The organism is Armatimonadota bacterium (genome assembly GCA_031081675.1).
GTDB lineage: Bacteria > Sysuimicrobiota > Sysuimicrobiia > Sysuimicrobiales > Kaftiobacteriaceae > Calidihabitans > Calidihabitans tengchongensis.
The window spans coordinates 1-17,717 of the sequence record JAVHLZ010000035.1; the positions used below are offsets into that span (position 1 = coordinate 1).

Below are 17,717 nucleotides of genomic sequence, written 5' to 3' on the forward strand. Positions count from 1 at the left end.
CGCCGGGTGCCGGAACTATCCTGCAGCGGCCCGCCGGCCCGGCGGTGTCCGGTCCCGGCGGCGGGCCGCGGGGTGCCGTCCGCCCTCCCAGTTCACGCCCGCGCCGGTGGCCTTCCGCAGCCGGTCGGCCAGCTGGGCCTGGTGGTACTGGACGTGGCGGATGTTGACAATCTGGTGTTCCAGCCTGGACATCCGGTACCAGCTGAACCCGCTGTGCGGGGCGGCCAGGTCCATCGCGTCCACCGCTCCGCCCACCAGCCGCCGGCAGAGCTGCCAGTAGGCCAGCACCTCGTCTTTGGCGTAGGGCCGGCGGGCCCCCAGGGGCGCCTCCAGGCGCTGGATACCCCGCTGGTGGTGCTCCCACGGGCGGAATGCCCGGGGAGTCGGCATCAGGTACAGGTGCGTGTAGTACAGGGTGTGGTAGGCGATCCGCCAGAACGGGTTGGCGTGCCCGTTCCGGCGGTACCACAGGTCGTCCGGGCAGCGTCGGATCGCCTGCCCGAGCATCGCCAGGACGGCACGGTACTGGCTTTTCAGGGCCGCCCGCAGCGCGTCAGCCCCCACCGCCTCCCGACCCGGTCGTGGATGGCTCATCCCCGCCCCCTTCCGGCCGCCGTCATGCCCCCAGCAGGTCCCGCAGCGCCAGGGCGTCCCTCACGGCGGCCCCCTCGGCGTCGTTGTTGAAGTACGCGTAGACGTCCCGTCTCTCCCCGCTCAGCCGGCGGAGCGCCTCCGCCCACCGGCGCAGGCGGGCGAGGCCGAACTCCACCCCCGTGGGGGGCGAATGAAACCGGATGTACACGAAGTCGGCGGTCGCCACCTCCCGGGTCGGCTCCAGACCCACCATGATGCAGTAGGCCACGTTCCGTTCGGCCAGCAGGTCGAACACTTCCCGGGTGTGCCAGGACGGATCGCGGAACTCCATGGCGAACCGCCAGCCCGCCGGCAGGATCCGTAGAAATGCTTCCAGCCGCACCCGGTCCACCCGGAAACGGGGCGGCAGCTGGAAGAGGACCGGCCCCAGCCTGTCGCCCAGCCGCCGGGCCCGCCCCAGGAACGTCCGCACCGGGGCGGAGGCCGCCCGCAGGCGCTTGACGTGGGTGATGAACCGGCTGGCCTTCAGCGCGAACAGGAATCCCTCGGGCGCCCGGCGCGCCCACTCGTCGAACGTCCCGGCCGCCGGCAGCCGGTAGAATGTGTTGTTGACCTCCACCGTGTCGAAGTGCCGGGCGTAAAACTCCAGCCACCGGGACGCCGGCACCTCCGCCGGGTAGAACCGCCCCCGCCAGTGGGGGTAGACCCACCCCGACGTTCCGATCCACATCCGCCCCATGACCGTCGCAGGCCGCTCCGCTGCCGACCTCGGCGACGTCGCCTGGACCGGCACCGGAGGCCGGAGGGTGTTCTCGGGACCCCCCTTACCTCCGCCGGAAGATGCGGTCTGTCATCTCCAGCCCCAGGAGGATGCCCGCATAGACGACCACCCGCACCCACCCGTTGTCGGTCGCCCGTTCCACTCCCATGATCAGCGCCACGGCCACGGCGATGCCCGCCAACGACCGCAGCGTGTACGGCGGCTGGCCCCACCCCACTGGCAGTCCCCCTTCCGGCCCCGCGGGTCCCCTGCCCCACCCCGCTCTGTGGCCTGCCTCAGCGCGGCCCGCCGGGGGGATCCCGCCCGGTGCGAGCGAGCGGGACCCCTCCCCGGGTGGCTGTCTAGCGGTCGCGCTCGCGACCGCGGCGGACGTCATCGACGAAGTCCTTGATGGCCCGGCCCACCTGCTCGGCCACCAGACGGTTGAGATTCTGGGTGAACTGGCGCGCCAGTTCCACCATGATGGCCACCCGGATCGCCGTCTCCAGCGTGCGGTCGTACGGGGACCACCCGTGGTGCGCCCACGCCGTCTTCACCGTCCAGGGCAGGGCCAGGTGCCAGCTCCCCGCCGGGCGCGCCGGCGCGGTGGCCGGAGTCCCCACCAGGCCGGCCACCAGGAGCACCACTGCCAGGACGCATGCCGCTGCCTTCGCCGTGCCGCTCATGGTCCCGCCTCCTCTCCTGTGAGGAGCCCGCCGTCGCGCTCCGGCCGGCCGCGCGGGAGCGGGCTCGCTGCCAGGGTAGGCGGGAATCAGAGCGGTGTCCGCATCTTGCCGCCAGATGGCCACAGGCGCCGGGCCGGCGGCGGCAGCGGGCCGGTGAGAGGAGCGGCGTCAGGACGGCAGGCCGGCGGACTGCAGCCAGGCGACCGCCCGATCCAGGCGGGCCACCACCCGGTCCCGTCCCAGGACCTCCATGAGTTCGAACAGTCCCGGTCCGACCGTCTTGCCGGTGAGGGCCACCCGGACCCGGTGGATGACCTCCCGGCCGTGGACGCCCCGCTCGGCGGCCAGGCCGCGGACCACCGCCTCGGCGGTCTGCCGGTCCAGCGTGTCCACGCGGGCGATGCGGTCCCGCAGCGCGGACAGGATCGGGACCGCCTGGGCGTCCTGGAGGTGCTGCCGGACGGCCTCGGGGTCGTAGCGCACCTGGTCGGCGAAGAAGAAGTCGCCGTAGACCAGGATGTCCCGCCCCACCTTCAGCCGGTCTCCCAGGACGGTCACCACCGCGGCCACGTAGGCGCGGAGGCCCGGCGAGGGGTCCGCGGGCGCCAGCCCGGCGTCGCGGAGGATCTCCAGACAGACGTCCACCACCCGCTGGGGGTTGCGCTGCATCAGCTCGCGCATGTACAGGCCGTTGAGCCAGGTGAGCTTGGCCTGGTCGAAGATGGGAGACGCCCGCCCCAGCTCCTCCAGGCGGAAGCGCTCCACCAGTTCGGACAGCGGGTAGACCTCCCGCTCGGGATCCGGATGCCAGGCCATGAGGGCGAAGAAGTTCAGCAGCGCCTCGGGCAGGTAGCCGTCCCGCCGGTAATCCCGCAGCGCCGTGGCGGCCATCCGCTTGCTCAGCTTGCGCCGGTCCGGCCCCAGGATGACCGGCAGGTGGGCGAACGCGGGCGGCGACCACCCCAGGGCCCGGTAGATCAGCCACTGGATGGGCGTGTTGGACAGGTGCTCGCTGCCCCGGATGACGTGGGAGATGCGCATCAGGTGGTCGTCCACCACGTTGGCGAAGTTGTACAGGGGCGTGCCGTCGCTGCGGACGATGATGGGATCGTCCAGGTGGGCGGGGTCGAACTCCACGGGGCCGCGGATGAGGTCCTGCACCACGATCGGCCCGCCCAGGTCCGGGACCCGCAGGCGGATGGCGGGCCGGCGGCCCTCGGCCTCGTACCGGGCCCGGTCGGCGGCGCTCAGGTGGCGGCAGCGCCCCGAGTACCGGTGAGGCCGGCCCTGGCGGCGGGCGGCCTCCCGCTCCGCCTCCAGTTCCTGGGGCGTGCAGTAGCAGTGGTAGGCGGCCCCTGAGCCCACCAGGATCTGCGCGTGCTGGCGGTACAGGGGGCCCCGCTCGGTCTGGCGGTACGGTCCCACGGGCCCGCCCACGTCCGGGCCTTCGTCCCAGTCCAGGCCCAGCCAGCGGAAGTCCTCCAGGATGGCCCGCTCGTACTCCTCGGTGGACCGGGTGCGGTCCGTGTCCTCGATGCGGAGGATGAAGGCGCCCCGCTGGCTGCGCGCATACAGCCAGTTGAAGAACGCCATCCACGCCCCACCGATGTGCAGGTACCCGGTGGGGCTGGGGGCATACCGGGTGCGGACGGTGGACATCCTGCGCGGCTCAGGTGAACAGCATGCTCACCGACTGGTTGAGGTGAATCCGGCGGATGGCCTCGGCCAGCAGCGGCGCCGCCGACAGCACCGTCATCTTGGGGAGCCGCTTGTCGGGGGGCACCGGGATGGTGTTGGTGACGATCACCTCCCGGATCTCCTCCCGGGACAGGCGCTCCACCGCCGGCCCCGCCAGCACCGGGTGGGTGGCGCAGATGTAGACCTCGGGCCGGGCCCCGTGACGCATGAGGACATCCACCGCTCCCGCCAGCGTCCCCGCCGTGTCGATGATGTCCTCGATCATGACGGGCGTGCGGCCCTCCACCTCGCCGACGATCTGCACCGGCTCCTTGACGTCCTTGCCGACCCGGCGCTGGAAGATGATGGCCAGGGGGAGGTCCAGCCGGTCGGCCAGCTGCTTGCTGCGCTTGACGGCGCCGTCGTCGGCGGCGACCACCACCCCCGCGTCCAGGGCCTTCTCCCGCAGGTAGTCGGCAAACAGGGGCATCGCCCGCAGGTGGTCCACGGGAATGGTGAAGAACCCCTCGATCTGGCCCGCGTGCAGGTCCACGGTCAGGACCCGGTCCACCCCCGCCGTGGAGAGCAGGTCGGCCACCAGCCGGCCGGTGATGGGCTCCCGGGGGGCGTCCTTCTTGTCCTTGCGGGCGTAGCCGTAGTAGGGGATCACCGCCGTGATCCGGCCCGCCGACGCCCGCCGCAGGGCATCCACCATGACCAGCAGCTCCATGAGGTTCTCGTTGACGGGATGGCAGGTGGGCTGCACCACGAACGCGTCCACGCCCCGGGCGTTCTCCTCGTATCGCACGTAGATCTCGCCGTCGGCGAACCGGGTGATCAGCGCGCGGCTGACGGGAATGCCCAGATGGCGGGCGATCTCCTCGCCCAGCTGCGGGTGGGCGGTGCCGCAGAACAGCTTGAGGGGTCCGTACGGGTCGTCGGCCATACCCCTTTTACAGTACCACGGCCAGGTCGCCCTCCGGGCGCACACCGGGCGTCCGGCCGGCTCTCACACCCTGCCTGGAAGGGGACGCGGATGCGGGGGAAACCGTCAGCGGGCCTCGACGAGGAACTTGATGGCGGTGCGTTCCTCGCCGTCGATCATGACCTTGGTGAAGGCCGGGATCGCCACCACGTCAATGCCGTTCGGGGCCACGAACCCGCGGGTGATGGCGATGGCCTTCACCGCCTGGTTCACCGCCCCGGCCCCCACCGCCTGCAGCTCCACCGAGCCCTTTTCCCGCAGGACCGCGGCGAGCGCGCCGGCGACGGCCTTGGGCTTGGAATCCGCCCCGACCTTCAGCACCTCCGGCATGGGGCCTGCCTCCTCCACTGCTCCGGCTGCTGGTCGGTTCATTGGCCTTCCACTATTTCGTATACCCGCACCGAAATCCTCCTGCACCGGGGAGGGGGCGCGGGCCGGCCGGAGGCCGCGACCCCGTCCTAGGGCCGCCGGACCAGGGAAGCGGCCACGTCCGCCGCCCGGGCCGCCGCAGCCCGCATCTCGCGCGCCCGCTCCCGCAGGTGCGGGCGCAGCGCCCCACGCCTGCCCCAGGCCATGCGGAGGACGTCGAACAGACGTGCAGGGTCGCACTCCTCCGGGGACAGCGCGGGCAGGCCCGCCCGGGAGCACAGGGACCGGACCTTCGGATCGTAGGCCAGACCCGCCGCCCCCACCCCCTGGACGACGGCGGCAATCACCCCGTGCAGGCGCATGGCGACCAGCAGGTCCAGCTCCCCCACCGCCGCCAGCACTGCGCGGGGCGACAGTCCGGCCACCACCGGGGCCCCCAGCGCCCGGGCCGCGGACACCGAGACCCGCAGGTCCACTTCCGGGTGAAAGGCCAGCGCCACCGCGCGCGCGTTTTCCTCCCGCACCAGGCGCCCGACGGCGTCCGTCACCGCGGGCAGGTGGGCGTCGGTCCCCCACGGCCGCAGGACCAGCCCGATCCGCGGCGGCGGGAGCGCGCCGAACAGGTCGGCGACCTCCTCGGGGGGAGCGGGGGGCACGGCGAAGGCCGGGTCCGCCGCCACCTCCACCGGCCGGCGGATCCCCAGAGAGTGCAGGAGCTGGCGGGAGTCGTCGTCGCGGACCACCAGGGCGTCCACCCGGGACAGGACCGCCGCGGCCAGGCCGCGGATCCAGCGCCGGCGCAGCGGCCCGATCCCCACCGCGTACAGCATCGTCCGCCGCGCCAGGACCGAGGCGGCGAGCAGCTCCCCCAGGTAGTAGGCGGCGCTGCGGGCGCTGGTGGCATCCTGGATCAGGCCCCCACCGCCGCTGATGAACAGGGCCGCTCCGGATGCGGCGCGCAGCGCCGCCGGTCCGCGCCGCACCGCCTCCACCCCGTGCAGGCACCGGGTGCGGGACGGGTTGCCCGACACCACCACCACGCGCGCCTCCGGCAGCCGGGCCCGCAGGTCCTGGAGGACGCCGGCCAGGACGGCCTCGTCCCCGACGTTGCCGAACCCGTAGTAGCCCGAGATGACGACCCGCATGGGTGGCCCGCCTCAGGACGGCGGGCGAGATCCCCGGCGGGCCAGGGTGGAGCCGGCCCGGGCCACCGCCGCCGCCACCGCCGCGCCCAGCGCGCTGCCCAGGACCAGCCCGTTGGCGGTCCGCCACAGGGTGTACAGCAGAGGGGTGTGGATGTGGGCGAAGCTGTTGATGATGCTGGCCTGGCCCACCGCCCCCGCGGCGGCCAGGGCGACTGCGGCCGGCCGCCACCCCCGGGCGGCGCACAGGGCGGCCAGGACCAGGGCCGGGTGGCCCAGCAGGTACTCCTTGGTCCGCGGCCGCGCCACGAGCGTGTCCTCCAGCCACTCGCGCATCCGCTCTTCCGCCGCCGGCACCGGCAGCCCGAAGTTCCCGCTCCTGCCCAGCAGGACGACCGCCGCCAGGCCGACCACCAGCACGGCCACGGCGTACCGCACCCGCAGGGGGTGGTCCGACCACGCCCAGATCCGCGCCGCGAACTCGCGCCAGTGCCGGGGCGGACTGGCGCCCGCGGCGGCGACCGCGGCCACCAGGACCACGGGGACGATGTGGGCCAGCTTGACGCCCACAAACACCCGCGATGCCATCATGAACTCCCACCCGGTCAGCAGCGCCGCCACCACGACCCCGCCCGCCGCCGAGACCGCCGAGGCCTTCCACAGGCTTCCCAGCGCGGCCGCCACCGGATGCCGCCGCGGGCCCCGGGGCAGCGCGGCGGCCACCGCCACCACCGGCACCAGGCAGGCGACCAGCAGGGCCAGGCCCTGGCGCCACAGGGCGGGCGGGCCCCACGGGACCAGGACCGCGCTGAACGCGACCACCGCCGCCGCGCCTCCGGGAACCCACAGGCCCGCGGGCACGCCCGCCGCGCGCCCCAGCACCTGCGCGCCCCAGGCCGCCGCGGCCGCCCCTCCCGCCACCACGCCCAGCCACGCCGCCGGCGACACCGCCGGGTCGTCCAGCGGCCGGGCCGGACCGGGTCGCAGACCCACCCGGCGCAGCGCGGAGGACAGCCGGCCCACGAACTCCAGGTTGAGGGCCACTCCGGACACCCCCGCCGTCGGCTGCAGCGGCCGCAGGTACAGGATCCGGATGTTGCGCTCCCGGGCGGCCCGGACGAACTTGTCCAGGTTGTCCTGCGGGGACGCCGCCAGCAGCTCGTCGGGCGTGAGGCTGAACAGGCGGATGACGGCCGGCCGCATCACGGCCGCCAGGCGGTCCTCGCCGCGCTGCTTGCGGCGAATGTTGAAGACCTCGATCCGCCCGTAGGTGTAGCCCGCCGCGGCCAGCGCCGCGCCCGCCTCGGGCAGCAGGCCCTCGTAGCCCAGGACCTCCTGCAGCTCGAACACCACCGGCGCGCCGCCGCCGGCGGGCAGGCGCCCGATCCGCGCGCGCAGGGCGTCGGCGGTCATCCCCGGATAGTTCCGCAGACGCAGGACCGGGCGCAGGCCCAGCGCCCGGACGGCGGCCAGGTCCTCGGGCCGGTAGCCCAGCGGCGCTTGCTCCAGATCGTCCGGCACGCCGCTGACTTCCAGGACGTCCCGGACGCGCCGCACCCGGCCGGACCCCAGCAGGTCGGTGAACGCGCGCTCGACGAAGGCCAGCTGGTCGGGCGATCCGGTCACGTAGACGGCGTCGGGCCGCAGATTCTGCGGTCCGAACGCGGCCGCAACAGGGTCCTGCCCTCCCGACCGCGCCAGGGCCATGACCTCGCCGCCGGCGCGCACCAGGACCTCCCCGGCCTCGGCCAGGCGGGCGAGGGTCTGCTCGTAGACCGCCACCGCCGTGGCCCCGCGCTCCCGGGCGGCCGCGAAGACCTCGTGGGGGGCGCGCCCCTCCCGCCGGGCGAGGTCCGTCCAGTCGGGCCCGTCCAGGACGATCTCCACGGTCCGGTTGGACGCCTCCACCGCCCACCGGGCCTGGAGGACCACCACCGCGGACACCAGCCCCACGACCAGGCCCGCGCGGATCCATCCGCTCATGTCCTCACCTCGGTTCGGCCACCACCGTGATGGTTTCCTCCCCCGCCTCCACTCGGCGGATCACCAGCGGGACCGGCAGGCGGTCCACGGTGAGCAGCGGGTTGAGGGGCGCGGCGAGGACGGCCGCCACCGCAGGCGGAACCTGCACGTGGCCCACCCGCATCTGCTCCACCCGGATCAGCACGCGGCGGCCGTCCGGCGCCACAAGCGTCCCCCGGACCTGTACCGGGACCGGCTGGCCCAGGAGGTCCACCGTCGCGGCCACATGGACGGTTCCATCCTGCGCGGAGACGTCGGCGTCGCGCACCGCCGGCAGGTCTTCCAGCGCCTGGCGGAGGTCCTCCACCCTCACGCGCATCACGGCCCGCCCGCCGTCGGCATGGCGGACGACCAGGCGGCGCAGGACCACCGCCCGCAGGACGTCCACCTGCACCCCGCGCAGGGAGAGAGCCGTCTCGTCCACCACCACGTCCCCCAGCCGCGCCCCGGAGACCTCGACGTCCAGGCGGGCGAAGCGGCCGGTCAGGGGCCAGGTGAGGCCGCCCACCAGGCGCACCGACGCGCCGCGGGCGTGCAGGGCGGACCGCACGGGCTCCTCCAGCCTCCACCCGATCAGCAGGGGAAGTGCCAGGACACCGAAGACCACCACCCCCGCCACCACCAGCGCGCGGGCGGGGACGGCTCGGGCGGGGCGGCTCACCGGGAACGCTCCGGGATGCGGGGGCTGCGCGCGGTCCGCCCGCAGGGACCCGCGATGGACCCTCCGGCGCGTGGGCGGGATGGCAGGGGCGGGGTCGCCGGCATCGGCGCGGCGCGGGAGGCGGGGCTACGACGCCGGCACCGGGCGCCGCAGCCAGGCGTCGATGAAGCGGTCCAGGTCGCCATCCAGCACCGCCTCGGCGTCGCCGGTCTCCTCCCCGGTCCGGTGGTCCTTCACCAGGGTGTAGGGGTGGAGGACGTAGGAGCGGATCTGGTTGCCCCAGGCCGCCTCCCGGAACTCCCCCCGCAGCTCGGCCAGGCGCTGCTGGTGGCGGGCCGCCTGGAGCTCGGCCAGCTTGGCCCGCAGCAGGCGCAGGGCCGTCAGGCGGTTGGCGTACTGGGACCGCTCGTTCTGGCACTGGACCACGATGCCGGTGGGCAGGTGGGTGATCCGGACGGCGGTCTCCACCTTGTTGACGTTCTGGCCCCCGGCGCCGCCGGCGCGGTAGGTCTCGATCCGCAGCTCGTCGTCGCGGATCTGCACCTCTTCCTCCTCCACGTCGGGAATCACGTCCACCAGGGCGAAGGAGGTGTGCCGCCGGTGGGCGGCGTCGAAGGGCGACAGGCGCACCAGCCGGTGGACCCCCCGCTCGCCCTTGAGGTAGCCGTAGGCGTAGGGGCCGCTGACGATCATGGTGGCGCTTTTGATGCCCGCCTCCTCGCCCGGGGAGACGTCCACGATCTCGGTCCCGAAGCCGCGCCGCTCCGCCCACCGGGCGTACATGCGCAGCAGCATCTGCGCCCAGTCCTGGGAGTCGGTGCCCCCGGCGCCGGCGTGCACCGACAGGATGGCGTTGCGGGCGTCGTGCTCTCCGCCGAGCAGCGTCGTCAGTTCCAGCTGCTGGACGCGGCGGTGGAGGTCCTGGGCCTCGCGGGCCAGCTCCTCCGCGTCCCACCCCGTGGGATCTTCGGCGGCCAGGCGGGCGAGTTCGTGCAGGTCGTCCAGTTCCCGGCGCAGCTTCTGCCAGGTCTCCACCTGGGCCCGCAGCGCGCTGAGCTCCCGGGTCAGCTCCCGGGCGCGGGCGGGGTCAGACCACAGGTCGGGGCGCTGCAGCTGCTCTTCGAGGACGGCGATGCGGGACTGCCGGGCCTCCAGGTCAAAGATGCCTCCCGATGTCGGCCAGGCGGCGCCGGTCGGCATCCAGCAGGGCGCGGATTTCCTCCACGGTCATCACAGACACTCACCGGGCGGACTCTCTCGGTCCACCCGCGGATGAATTGTAACATAAAAGGGAAAAGGGAATAGGGAATAGGGAAAAGGGTAAATACGTATTTTGCTTTGATTCCTTTGCCCTTTGCCCTTTTCCCTTTTTCCCTTTTCCTTTTTCCCTCTTCCCTTTCACCTCACCGCCCCCACCACCGCGAAGAGGACGTTGCCCAGGGCGTGGGGCAGGATGAAGCCGGCCGCGCTCCTGCTCCGCGCCCGGATCCAGCCAAACGCCACCCCCGTCACCAGGGCCCAGGCATACGCTTCCGGGGGCAGCCCGGCCTGCAGGGCCACGCCCAGGGCGGTGGTGACGGCCACTGCCGTCCCGGTACCGGCCCAGCGGGCCAGCGCGCCAAACGCCACTCCCCGCAGCCACAGCTCCACCGCCGCGGCCACCACCAGCTGCCGGACCAGGACGACCCCCAGGTCGGCTCCTGTGGGCAGGGCGCCCACCGGCACGCCGTAGGCGCGGAACGACCAGACCATCGCGGCCCACAGGCCGACCACCACCGCCCCGGCGGCCACCGCCGCGGCGCCATCGCTCCACGCCCGCGGCCGCGCGGGCAGAGGGCGGACCACCACCCCCACAGCCGCCCCCACCGCCCCCACCACCCCCGGCCACACCCACCACCGCAGAGGCGCCCGCAGCAGGACCGCCGCCGCCACACCGGGGAGCAGGACCGCGGCCAGAGCGTCCCCCCCACCCGGCCGGGCCCACGCCGCCCGCAGCGAGGGGAGCAGGCGGGGGACCGAGCCCAGGGCCGTGGCGGCGGCCGCCGCCAGCAGCAGGCCGTCTCCGTAGCGCGCATAGGGCGTGTGAGGGCCGGCGGTCCCCACCGCACCTGTCAGCACCGCCTCCTGCCCCGGGGGAACCCGGGCGGTGATGCGGCCGGCCGGATCGACGATGAACGACAGGCCGGTGTTCGCCGCCCGCACCACCCACCGCCCCTGCTCCACCGCGCGGAAGACCGCGTGGGCGGCGTGCTGGGCCGGCCCGGCGGTGCCGTCAAACCAGGCGTCGTTGGTGAGCACCGCCAGCAGGTCCGCTCCGCCCCGGACCAGGGCGCGCGAGGCGCCGGGGAAGATGGACTCAAAGCAGATGGCCACACCCACCCGGCCCGCAGGCGTCCACAGCGGGTCGTGCCGGCGCCCGGGGACGATGCCGGCTTCCCCGAACGCCACCAGACGGACCTTGTCGTAGCGGCCGACGGCCAGGCCGGACGGCGCCACCGCCACCGCGATGTTGGACCGGCCACCCTCCAGGCTGGTGGCGATGATGGTCGCCCGGGCCTCGTGCGCCCACCGGCCCACCTCCTCCAGGGCGCCCTGCGGCCCGAACAGGTCTCCCGGGACGGCCGTCTCGGGCATCACGATCAGCTCCGCACCGGACCGCGCGGCCTGGACGACCAGCCGCCGCAGCCGGTCCCGGTGCTGCTCGGAGAGCGCAGGGTCGAACTTCTCCCGCTGGGGGACGTTGGGCTGGAGGGCGGCGACGCGCAGAGTTGCGGGGCCGGGAGGCGGCAGAGTGGACCCCCACAGGACCACCGCCCCCAGCAGGGCCAGGGGCAGGATCGCAGGCGCCGGACGGCGGCGGACCAGCACCCCGGAGACAGCCGCCGAGACCAGGGCCACCACAAACGACACCCCGAACACGCCGGCCACCCGGGCGACCTGGACCACCGCCGGCCAGCGGGACTGGGTCAGGCCGAGTGCCGCCCACGGAAAACCGAACACGCCGGAGGAGCGCAGCAGCTCCAGGGCGGCCCACGCCACCGCCGTCGGCCAGGGCCACCACCACGGCGGGCGGCGGCCGCGGGCCAGCCAGGACGCCACCGCGGCAAACGTGCCCCCGTACAGCGCCAGGTACGCGCTCAGCAGCACCCACGGCAGCCATCCGAAGACCCGCAGCCACAGCAGCGTGCCCCCGTAGCCCACCAGGCCCATCAGGTAGCCCAGGCCGAACGCGCGGCGCACGGGCTGGCCCCGCGCGGCCACCAGCAGAGGCGTCAGGGAGATCCAGGCCAGCCAGCCCGCGTCGGCGGGAGGAAACGACGCCGCGAACAGCGCGCCCGACGCCGCCGCCGCCACCCAGGGCAGCGCCGGGCGGTCGGCGCGGGGCGGCGGGAGGATTACTCCTCGCGGCCGTGACACTTCTTGTACTTCTTGCCGCTGCCGCACCAGCAGGGGTCGTTGCGGCCCAACTTGCGGGGGCCGTCACCGGCGGCCGCCGGGGCAGCCGCCCGCGGGGTCCCGGCGGCCACCGGCCGCCGCGCGGGAGCCGCCAGGGGACGCGGGGCCGGAGCCGGCCCCTCCACCTGCACCCGGAAGAGGACCTGCACGGCCTCCTCCTGGATCTCCGTCAGCATGCGCTGGAACAGGTCGTAGCCCTCCCGCTGGTACTCGATCAGCGGGCTCACCTGGGCGTAGGCCCGCAGGCCGATCCCTTCCCGCAGGCTGTCCATGGCGTACAGGTGGTCGATCCACTTGCGGTCGATGGTCTGCAGCAGGACCAGCCGCTCGATCTCCCGCAGGGTCTGCGGGCCGACCTCCTGCTCCTTGCGCTCGTAGGCCGCCAGGGCGGCCGACCGCAGGGCCTGGGCCAGGGCGTCCCGGGATCCCTCGGGCAGGGCCACATCGGCCAGGGGCGGGATCAGCCGGGCGGCGGCCTCCCGCAGCCCGGCCAGGTCCCACTCCTCGGGGCGGGCGTCGGGCGGGCAGTGCACGTCCACCAGCCCGTCCACCAGCCGCTCGATCATGTCCAGGATGTTCTCCCGCAGGTTCTCCCCGAACAGGACCTTGCGGCGCTCGCCGTAGATGACCTTGCGCTGGACGTTGAGGACGTCGTCGTATTCCAGGACGTGCTTGCGCACGTCGAAGTGGTACTGCTCGACCTTCTTCTGGGCATTCTCGATCTGGCGGCTGACCAGGGGGTGCTCGATGGGGGTGTCCTCGTCGATGCCCAGGCGGTCCATGATGGCCGCCACCCGCTGGCCGGCGAACAGGCGCATCAGCTCGTCGTCCAGGGCCACGTAAAAGCGCGACGAGCCGGGGTCGCCCTGGCGGCCGGCGCGGCCGCGCAGCTGGTTGTCGATGCGGCGGGCCTCGTGGCGCTCGGTGCCGATGACGTGCAGCCCGCCCAGTTCGCGCACCTTCTCCGCCTCGGCCGGGTCCGGGGGGTTGCCGCCCAGGATGATGTCCACGCCGCGGCCGGCCATGTTGGTGGCGATGGTCACCGCCCCCAGGCGGCCCGCCTGGGCGATGATCTCCGCCTCGCGCTCGTGGTGCTTGGCGTTGAGGACCTGGTGGGGGATGCCCCGGCGGCGCAGCATCTCGCTGAGGGCCTCGTTCTTCTCGATGCTGCGGGTGCCCACCAGGACCGGGCGGCCCAGCCGGTGCCAGTGGGCGATCTCCTCCACCACCGCCCGCCACTTGGCCCGCTCGGTCTTGTACACCAGGTCGGGCAGGTCCTGGCGGATCATGGGCCGGTGGGTGGGAATCACCACCACCGGGAGGTTGTAGATCTTCTGCAGCTCCTCTTCCTCGGTCTTGGCGGTGCCGGTCATGCCGGCCAGCTTGCGGTACATGCGGAAGTAGTTCTGGATGGTGATGGAGGCCAGGGTCTGGCTCTCCCGCTCGATCCGGACGTTCTCCTTGGCCTCGATGGCCTGGTGCAGGCCGTCGCTGTACCGCCGGCCGAACATCAGACGGCCGGTGAACTCGTCCACGATGATCACCTGGCCGTCCTTGACCACGTAGTCCACGTCCCGCCGGAAGCAGGCGTGGGCCCGCAGGGCCTGCTGGATGTGGTGCATCAGGTCCACGTGCTCGATGTCGGCCAGGTTCTGCACGCCCAGGGCCCGCTCGACCCGGGCGATCCCCTCTTCGGTCAGGTGGGCCGTGCGCAGCTTCTCGTCCACCGTGTAGTCCCGCCCGGGCGTCAGCCGCTCCACCAGCCGCGCGAACTCGTAGTACTTGCGGGTGGACTCCTCCAGCATCCCGGAGATGATCAGCGGCGTGCGCGCCTCGTCGATGAGGATGAAGTCCACCTCGTCCACGATGGCGTAGGCCAGGTCCCGCTGCACCAGGTCCTGGGGCCGCAGGGCCATGTTGTCCCGCAGGTAGTCGAAGCCGAACTCGCTGACGGTGCCGTAGGTGATGTCCGCCTGGTAGGCCTCCCGCCGGGTGATGGGGCGGAAGTGGTTGAGGCGGTCGTCGGCGTGGGGGTGGGGGTCGGTGAAGCCGGGATCGTACAGGCCGCTGAACTCGTGGGTGATGACGGCCACCGACAGGCCCAGGGCGTGGTAGATGGGGCCCATCCACCCCGCGTCGCGGCGGGCCAGGTAGTCGTTGACGGTGACCACGTGGACGCCGGCGCCCGTCAGCGCGTTGAGGTACACGGGCAGGGTGGCCACCAGGGTCTTGCCCTCGCCGGTCTTCATCTCGGCGACCTTGCCCTGGTGCAGCACGATGCCGCCCATCAGCTGGACGTCGAAGTGGCGCAGGCCCAGGGTGCGCCGGGCGGCCTCCCGCACCACCGCGAACGCCTCCGGCAGCAGGTCGTCCAGGGTCTCGCCCGATTCCAGCCGCTCCCGGAACTCGGCGGTCTTGCCCGCCAGCGCGGCATCCGACAGGGCGGCGATCTCCGGCTCCAGCCGGTTGATCTCGTCAACCAGGGGAGCCAGCCGCTGCAGGTGGCGGGCGTTGGTGTCGCCCAGCAGGCGCGCGAGAAGTCCGGCCATGACACAGGTATTATACTGCGGCCTCAAGGCAATGGGACCCGAAGGCGGTGGGCCGCCCGACCCCGGTGCCATGAGAGTCCGGAAGCGCGCGGGGAGTCCTCACCCCGGCGGGGGCCGCCCCCGGCGGCGACGACCGAGCCGGACCCGGCGGCCCGCACGCCCGCAAGGGCGCCGACGCAGGCGCGGACCGCTCCCGCGGGGGCTCCGGCCGCCCGCGGGGCGGCCCAGCGGGTCCCTCCCCCGGGCGTCCTCCGATCACAGGACCCCGGTCACCGGTGCGCACCCCTGTAGAACCAGCGCTTCGCCAGTTCCGCGCTCCCGATGTAGCCCAGAACGATCAGCCCCATGAGCGCGAGAAAGACCGGGGGCAGCGGGACGAAGCCGAAGGCCGCGCCCAGGGGGGTGGAGGGGATCACCGGTGTGGCGGCCGCCACGGCGACCGTCAGGCCCGCCAGCGCGCGCCCCGGCCGGCTGCGCAGGAAGCTGCCCCGGGTGCGCACCACCAGCACGATCAGCGCCGCCGAGACCACCGACTCGACGAACCATCCGGTCCGGAACTCCGCTGCCCCCGCACGCAGCACCCACAGCAGCACCCCGAACGTGAGATAGTCGAACAGGGAACTGACGAGCCCGAAGGTGAGCATGAACCTGCGGATGAAGCCGGTGTCCCAGCGGCGTGGCCGTTCGATCCAGTCCGCGTCCACCCGGTCGGACGAAATCGCCAGCTCGGGAATATCCGTCAACAGGTTGGTCAGCAGAATCTGTTTCGGCAGCAACGGCAGGAACGGGAGCAGGAGCGAGGCGCCGGCCATGCTGAACATGTTGCCGAAGTTGGCGCTGGTGGCCATGAACACGTACTTGAGCGTGTTGGCGAACGTGCGGCGTCCCTCGCGCACCCCGGCCTCCAGCACGGCGAGGTCCGTCTCGAGGAGGACGATGTCGGCCGCCTCCTTCGCCACGTCCACGGCCCCCTGCACCGAGAGCGAGACATCGGCCGCGTGCAGCGCCGGGACGTCATTGATCCCGTCGCCCATGTAGCCCACCACGTGTCCGGCCTTGTGCAGCGCCCGGACGAGCCGCTCCTTCTGATTGGGCTCCACCTCGGCGAAGATGTCCGTCTCCCCTGCGACGACCGGCAGCGCGTCGTCCCTCAGCGCGTGCACCTGGGAGCCGGTCAGGACCCGGGGGGCGGGCAGCCCGACCTGCGCCCACACGCGCGCCGCGACCAGCGCGTTGTCGCCGGTGATGACCTTGAGCCGCACGCCCAACCGGCCCAGCGCCGCCACCGTGGCCGCGGCCCCCGGCTTGGGGGGATCGGCGAACACCAGCAGGCCCAGGAAGGTCATCTCGCGCTCGGAATCCCGGCCGATGGGCCCGGGCGACGCCATCTCCCGCAGGGCCACTCCGAGCACGCGGTAGCCGTCGGCGCTGAGGGCCGCGTAGCGCTGCTCGATCTCCGCCCGCGCGTCGGCGAGCGGGGTCACCGTGCCGTCCGCCCGTTCGCACCTCGTGCAGACATCGAGCACGTTCTCCAGCGCGCCCTTCGTAATCAGGACGGCCCGCCCGTCGTGCTCGGCCAGCACACTCAGCCGCCGGCGAGCGAAGTCGTAGGGCACCTCGTCGAGCTTGCGCCACCCGTCCAGCGCGAACGCGCGGTGGGCGAGGAGGGCCTGGTCGATCGGGTTGCGGAACGCCGTCTGGAAGGCCGCGTTGAGGTAGGCGGAGAAGAGCACGCGCTCGCTCTCGCGCCCCGCGGGGTCCAGCGCCGCGTGCACCCGCACGCGCCCCTCGGTGAGCGTGCCGGTCTTGTCGGAGCAGAGCACGTCCATGCTGCCCAGGTTCTCGATCGCCGACAACCGCTTCACGATCACCCGCCGCTCTGCCATGCGACGCGCTCCGTGCGCCAGGTTCACGCTGATGATGGCCGGCAGCAGCTGGGGCGTCAGGCCCACCGCCAGCGCCAGCGCAAAGAGGAACGAGTCGAGGACTGGCCGCGCCAGGTAGACGTTGAAGGCGAAGATGGCGACGACCAGCACCAGCGTGGTCTCTGTCAGCAGGTAGCCAAAGCGGCGCACGCCGTGCTCGAACTCCGTCTCGGGCGGCCGCAGGCGCAGCCGCTCGTAGATCCGGCCGAACTCGGTGGCTCTCCCGGTGCGCACCACCAGCGCGCGACCGCTCCCGCTCACCACGTGCGTCCCCAGGAAGAGCACGTTGGCACGCCGGGCAAGCGGCGCGTCGGCGGCCACGGGGCCGACCCGCTTTTCCACGGGGAAGCTCTCTCCGGTGAGGGAGGCCTCGTCCACGAACAGGTCCTGGGCGGCAAGCAGCAGGCAGTCCGCCGGGACGCGGGAGCCCGCGGAGAGCAGCACCACATCACCCGGCACCAGCTCGTCCACGGCCACCTCGGTCTGGCGCCCGCCGCGCAGCACCGAGGCTTTCACGGCGACCGTCGCCAGCAGCTTCTCCACCACCGTCGCGGCGCCCCGTTCCTGCCAGAAGCCCAGCAGCGCGCTCACGGCGACAATCCCCAGGATGATGGCCCCGTCCGTGGGGTCCTGCAGCGCGAAGGACAGCACGGCCGCCGCGACCAGCAGCATGACCAGGGGGTTCGCGACCTGCCGGAGGAGCAGCGCCGGGGCGTCGGAGCGTTTGCGCTCGCCGAGCACGTTCGGCCCGACGCGGGCGAGACGCTCGGCGGCGGAGTCCGCCCCAAGACCACCGACCGACGACTGCAGCGCGGACAGCACGTCCGCCGTCGGCATGCTCCAGAATGCCCGCAACGCTTCCGGCCCCGCTGACGACACCATCGGGGGCCG

General features: G+C 73.3%; 14 protein-coding genes. All 14 read right to left on the reverse strand.

Annotated features, from left to right (window positions below; translation table 11 throughout):
• Positions 1-15: 15 nt before the first annotated feature.
• Positions 16-594 (reverse strand): DinB family protein, encoded by a 579-nt coding sequence (locus RB150_10675; protein ID MDQ7820997.1) that lies wholly within the window; start codon positions 592-594, stop codon positions 16-18.
• Between the two features lie 22 nt (positions 595-616).
• Positions 617-1,324 (reverse strand): DUF72 domain-containing protein, encoded by a 708-nt coding sequence (locus RB150_10680; GenBank protein MDQ7820998.1) that lies wholly within the window; start codon positions 1,322-1,324, stop codon positions 617-619.
• A gap of 94 nt (positions 1,325-1,418) precedes the next feature.
• Positions 1,419-1,592, reverse strand: coding sequence for a hypothetical protein (locus tag RB150_10685; GenBank protein MDQ7820999.1), 174 nt, complete (start codon positions 1,590-1,592; stop codon positions 1,419-1,421).
• Between the two features lie 124 nt (positions 1,593-1,716).
• A complete protein-coding gene (locus tag RB150_10690; protein ID MDQ7821000.1) occupies positions 1,717-2,040 on the reverse strand; it encodes a hypothetical protein in 324 nt (107 codons plus the stop codon).
• Between the two features lie 168 nt (positions 2,041-2,208).
• A complete protein-coding gene (gltX, locus tag RB150_10695) occupies positions 2,209-3,699 on the reverse strand; it encodes a glutamate--tRNA ligase (GenBank protein ID MDQ7821001.1) in 1,491 nt (496 codons plus the stop codon).
• A 10-nt stretch (positions 3,700-3,709) separates the two neighbouring features.
• Complete coding sequence (locus RB150_10700; GenBank protein MDQ7821002.1) at positions 3,710-4,663, reverse strand: ribose-phosphate pyrophosphokinase; 954 nt, start codon at positions 4,661-4,663, stop codon at positions 3,710-3,712.
• Between the two features lie 105 nt (positions 4,664-4,768).
• Positions 4,769-5,032 (reverse strand): stage V sporulation protein S, encoded by a 264-nt coding sequence (locus tag RB150_10705; GenBank protein MDQ7821003.1) that lies wholly within the window; start codon positions 5,030-5,032, stop codon positions 4,769-4,771.
• Positions 5,033-5,160: 128 nt separating this feature from the next.
• The gene (csaB, locus tag RB150_10710; protein ID MDQ7821004.1) at positions 5,161-6,216 is read right to left on the reverse strand and encodes a polysaccharide pyruvyl transferase CsaB; all 1,056 of its coding nucleotides are present in this window, start codon (positions 6,214-6,216) and stop codon (positions 5,161-5,163) included.
• 12 nt (positions 6,217-6,228) lie between these two features.
• Positions 6,229-8,196, reverse strand: a complete 1,968-nt coding sequence (locus tag RB150_10715) for a DUF5693 family protein (protein MDQ7821005.1) — start codon at positions 8,194-8,196, stop codon at positions 6,229-6,231.
• A 4-nt stretch (positions 8,197-8,200) separates the two neighbouring features.
• Positions 8,201-8,896: an LmeA family phospholipid-binding protein gene (locus RB150_10720; GenBank protein MDQ7821006.1), complete on the reverse strand. Its 696-nt coding sequence runs from the start codon at positions 8,894-8,896 to the stop codon at positions 8,201-8,203.
• 126 nt (positions 8,897-9,022) lie between these two features.
• Positions 9,023-10,127 (reverse strand): peptide chain release factor 2 gene (gene prfB / locus RB150_10725; GenBank protein MDQ7821007.1). Its coding sequence is split into 2 segments (ribosomal slippage): positions 9,023-10,054 and positions 10,056-10,127, totalling 1,104 coding nucleotides; the frame shifts between segments, so codons are not numbered across the junction.
• 167 nt (positions 10,128-10,294) lie between these two features.
• A complete protein-coding gene (gene lnt, locus RB150_10730; protein MDQ7821008.1) occupies positions 10,295-12,313 on the reverse strand; it encodes an apolipoprotein N-acyltransferase in 2,019 nt (672 codons plus the stop codon).
• Complete coding sequence (gene secA / locus RB150_10735; GenBank protein ID MDQ7821009.1) at positions 12,292-14,901, reverse strand: preprotein translocase subunit SecA; 2,610 nt, start codon at positions 14,899-14,901, stop codon at positions 12,292-12,294. The genes lnt and secA overlap by 22 nt, the downstream gene beginning before the upstream one ends.
• A gap of 269 nt (positions 14,902-15,170) precedes the next feature.
• Positions 15,171-17,708 carry a magnesium-translocating P-type ATPase gene (mgtA, locus tag RB150_10740; protein ID MDQ7821010.1) on the reverse strand — a complete coding sequence of 846 codons (2,538 nt, stop codon included), beginning with the start codon at positions 17,706-17,708 and terminating at the stop codon, positions 15,171-15,173.
• Positions 17,709-17,717 lie beyond the last annotated feature (9 nt).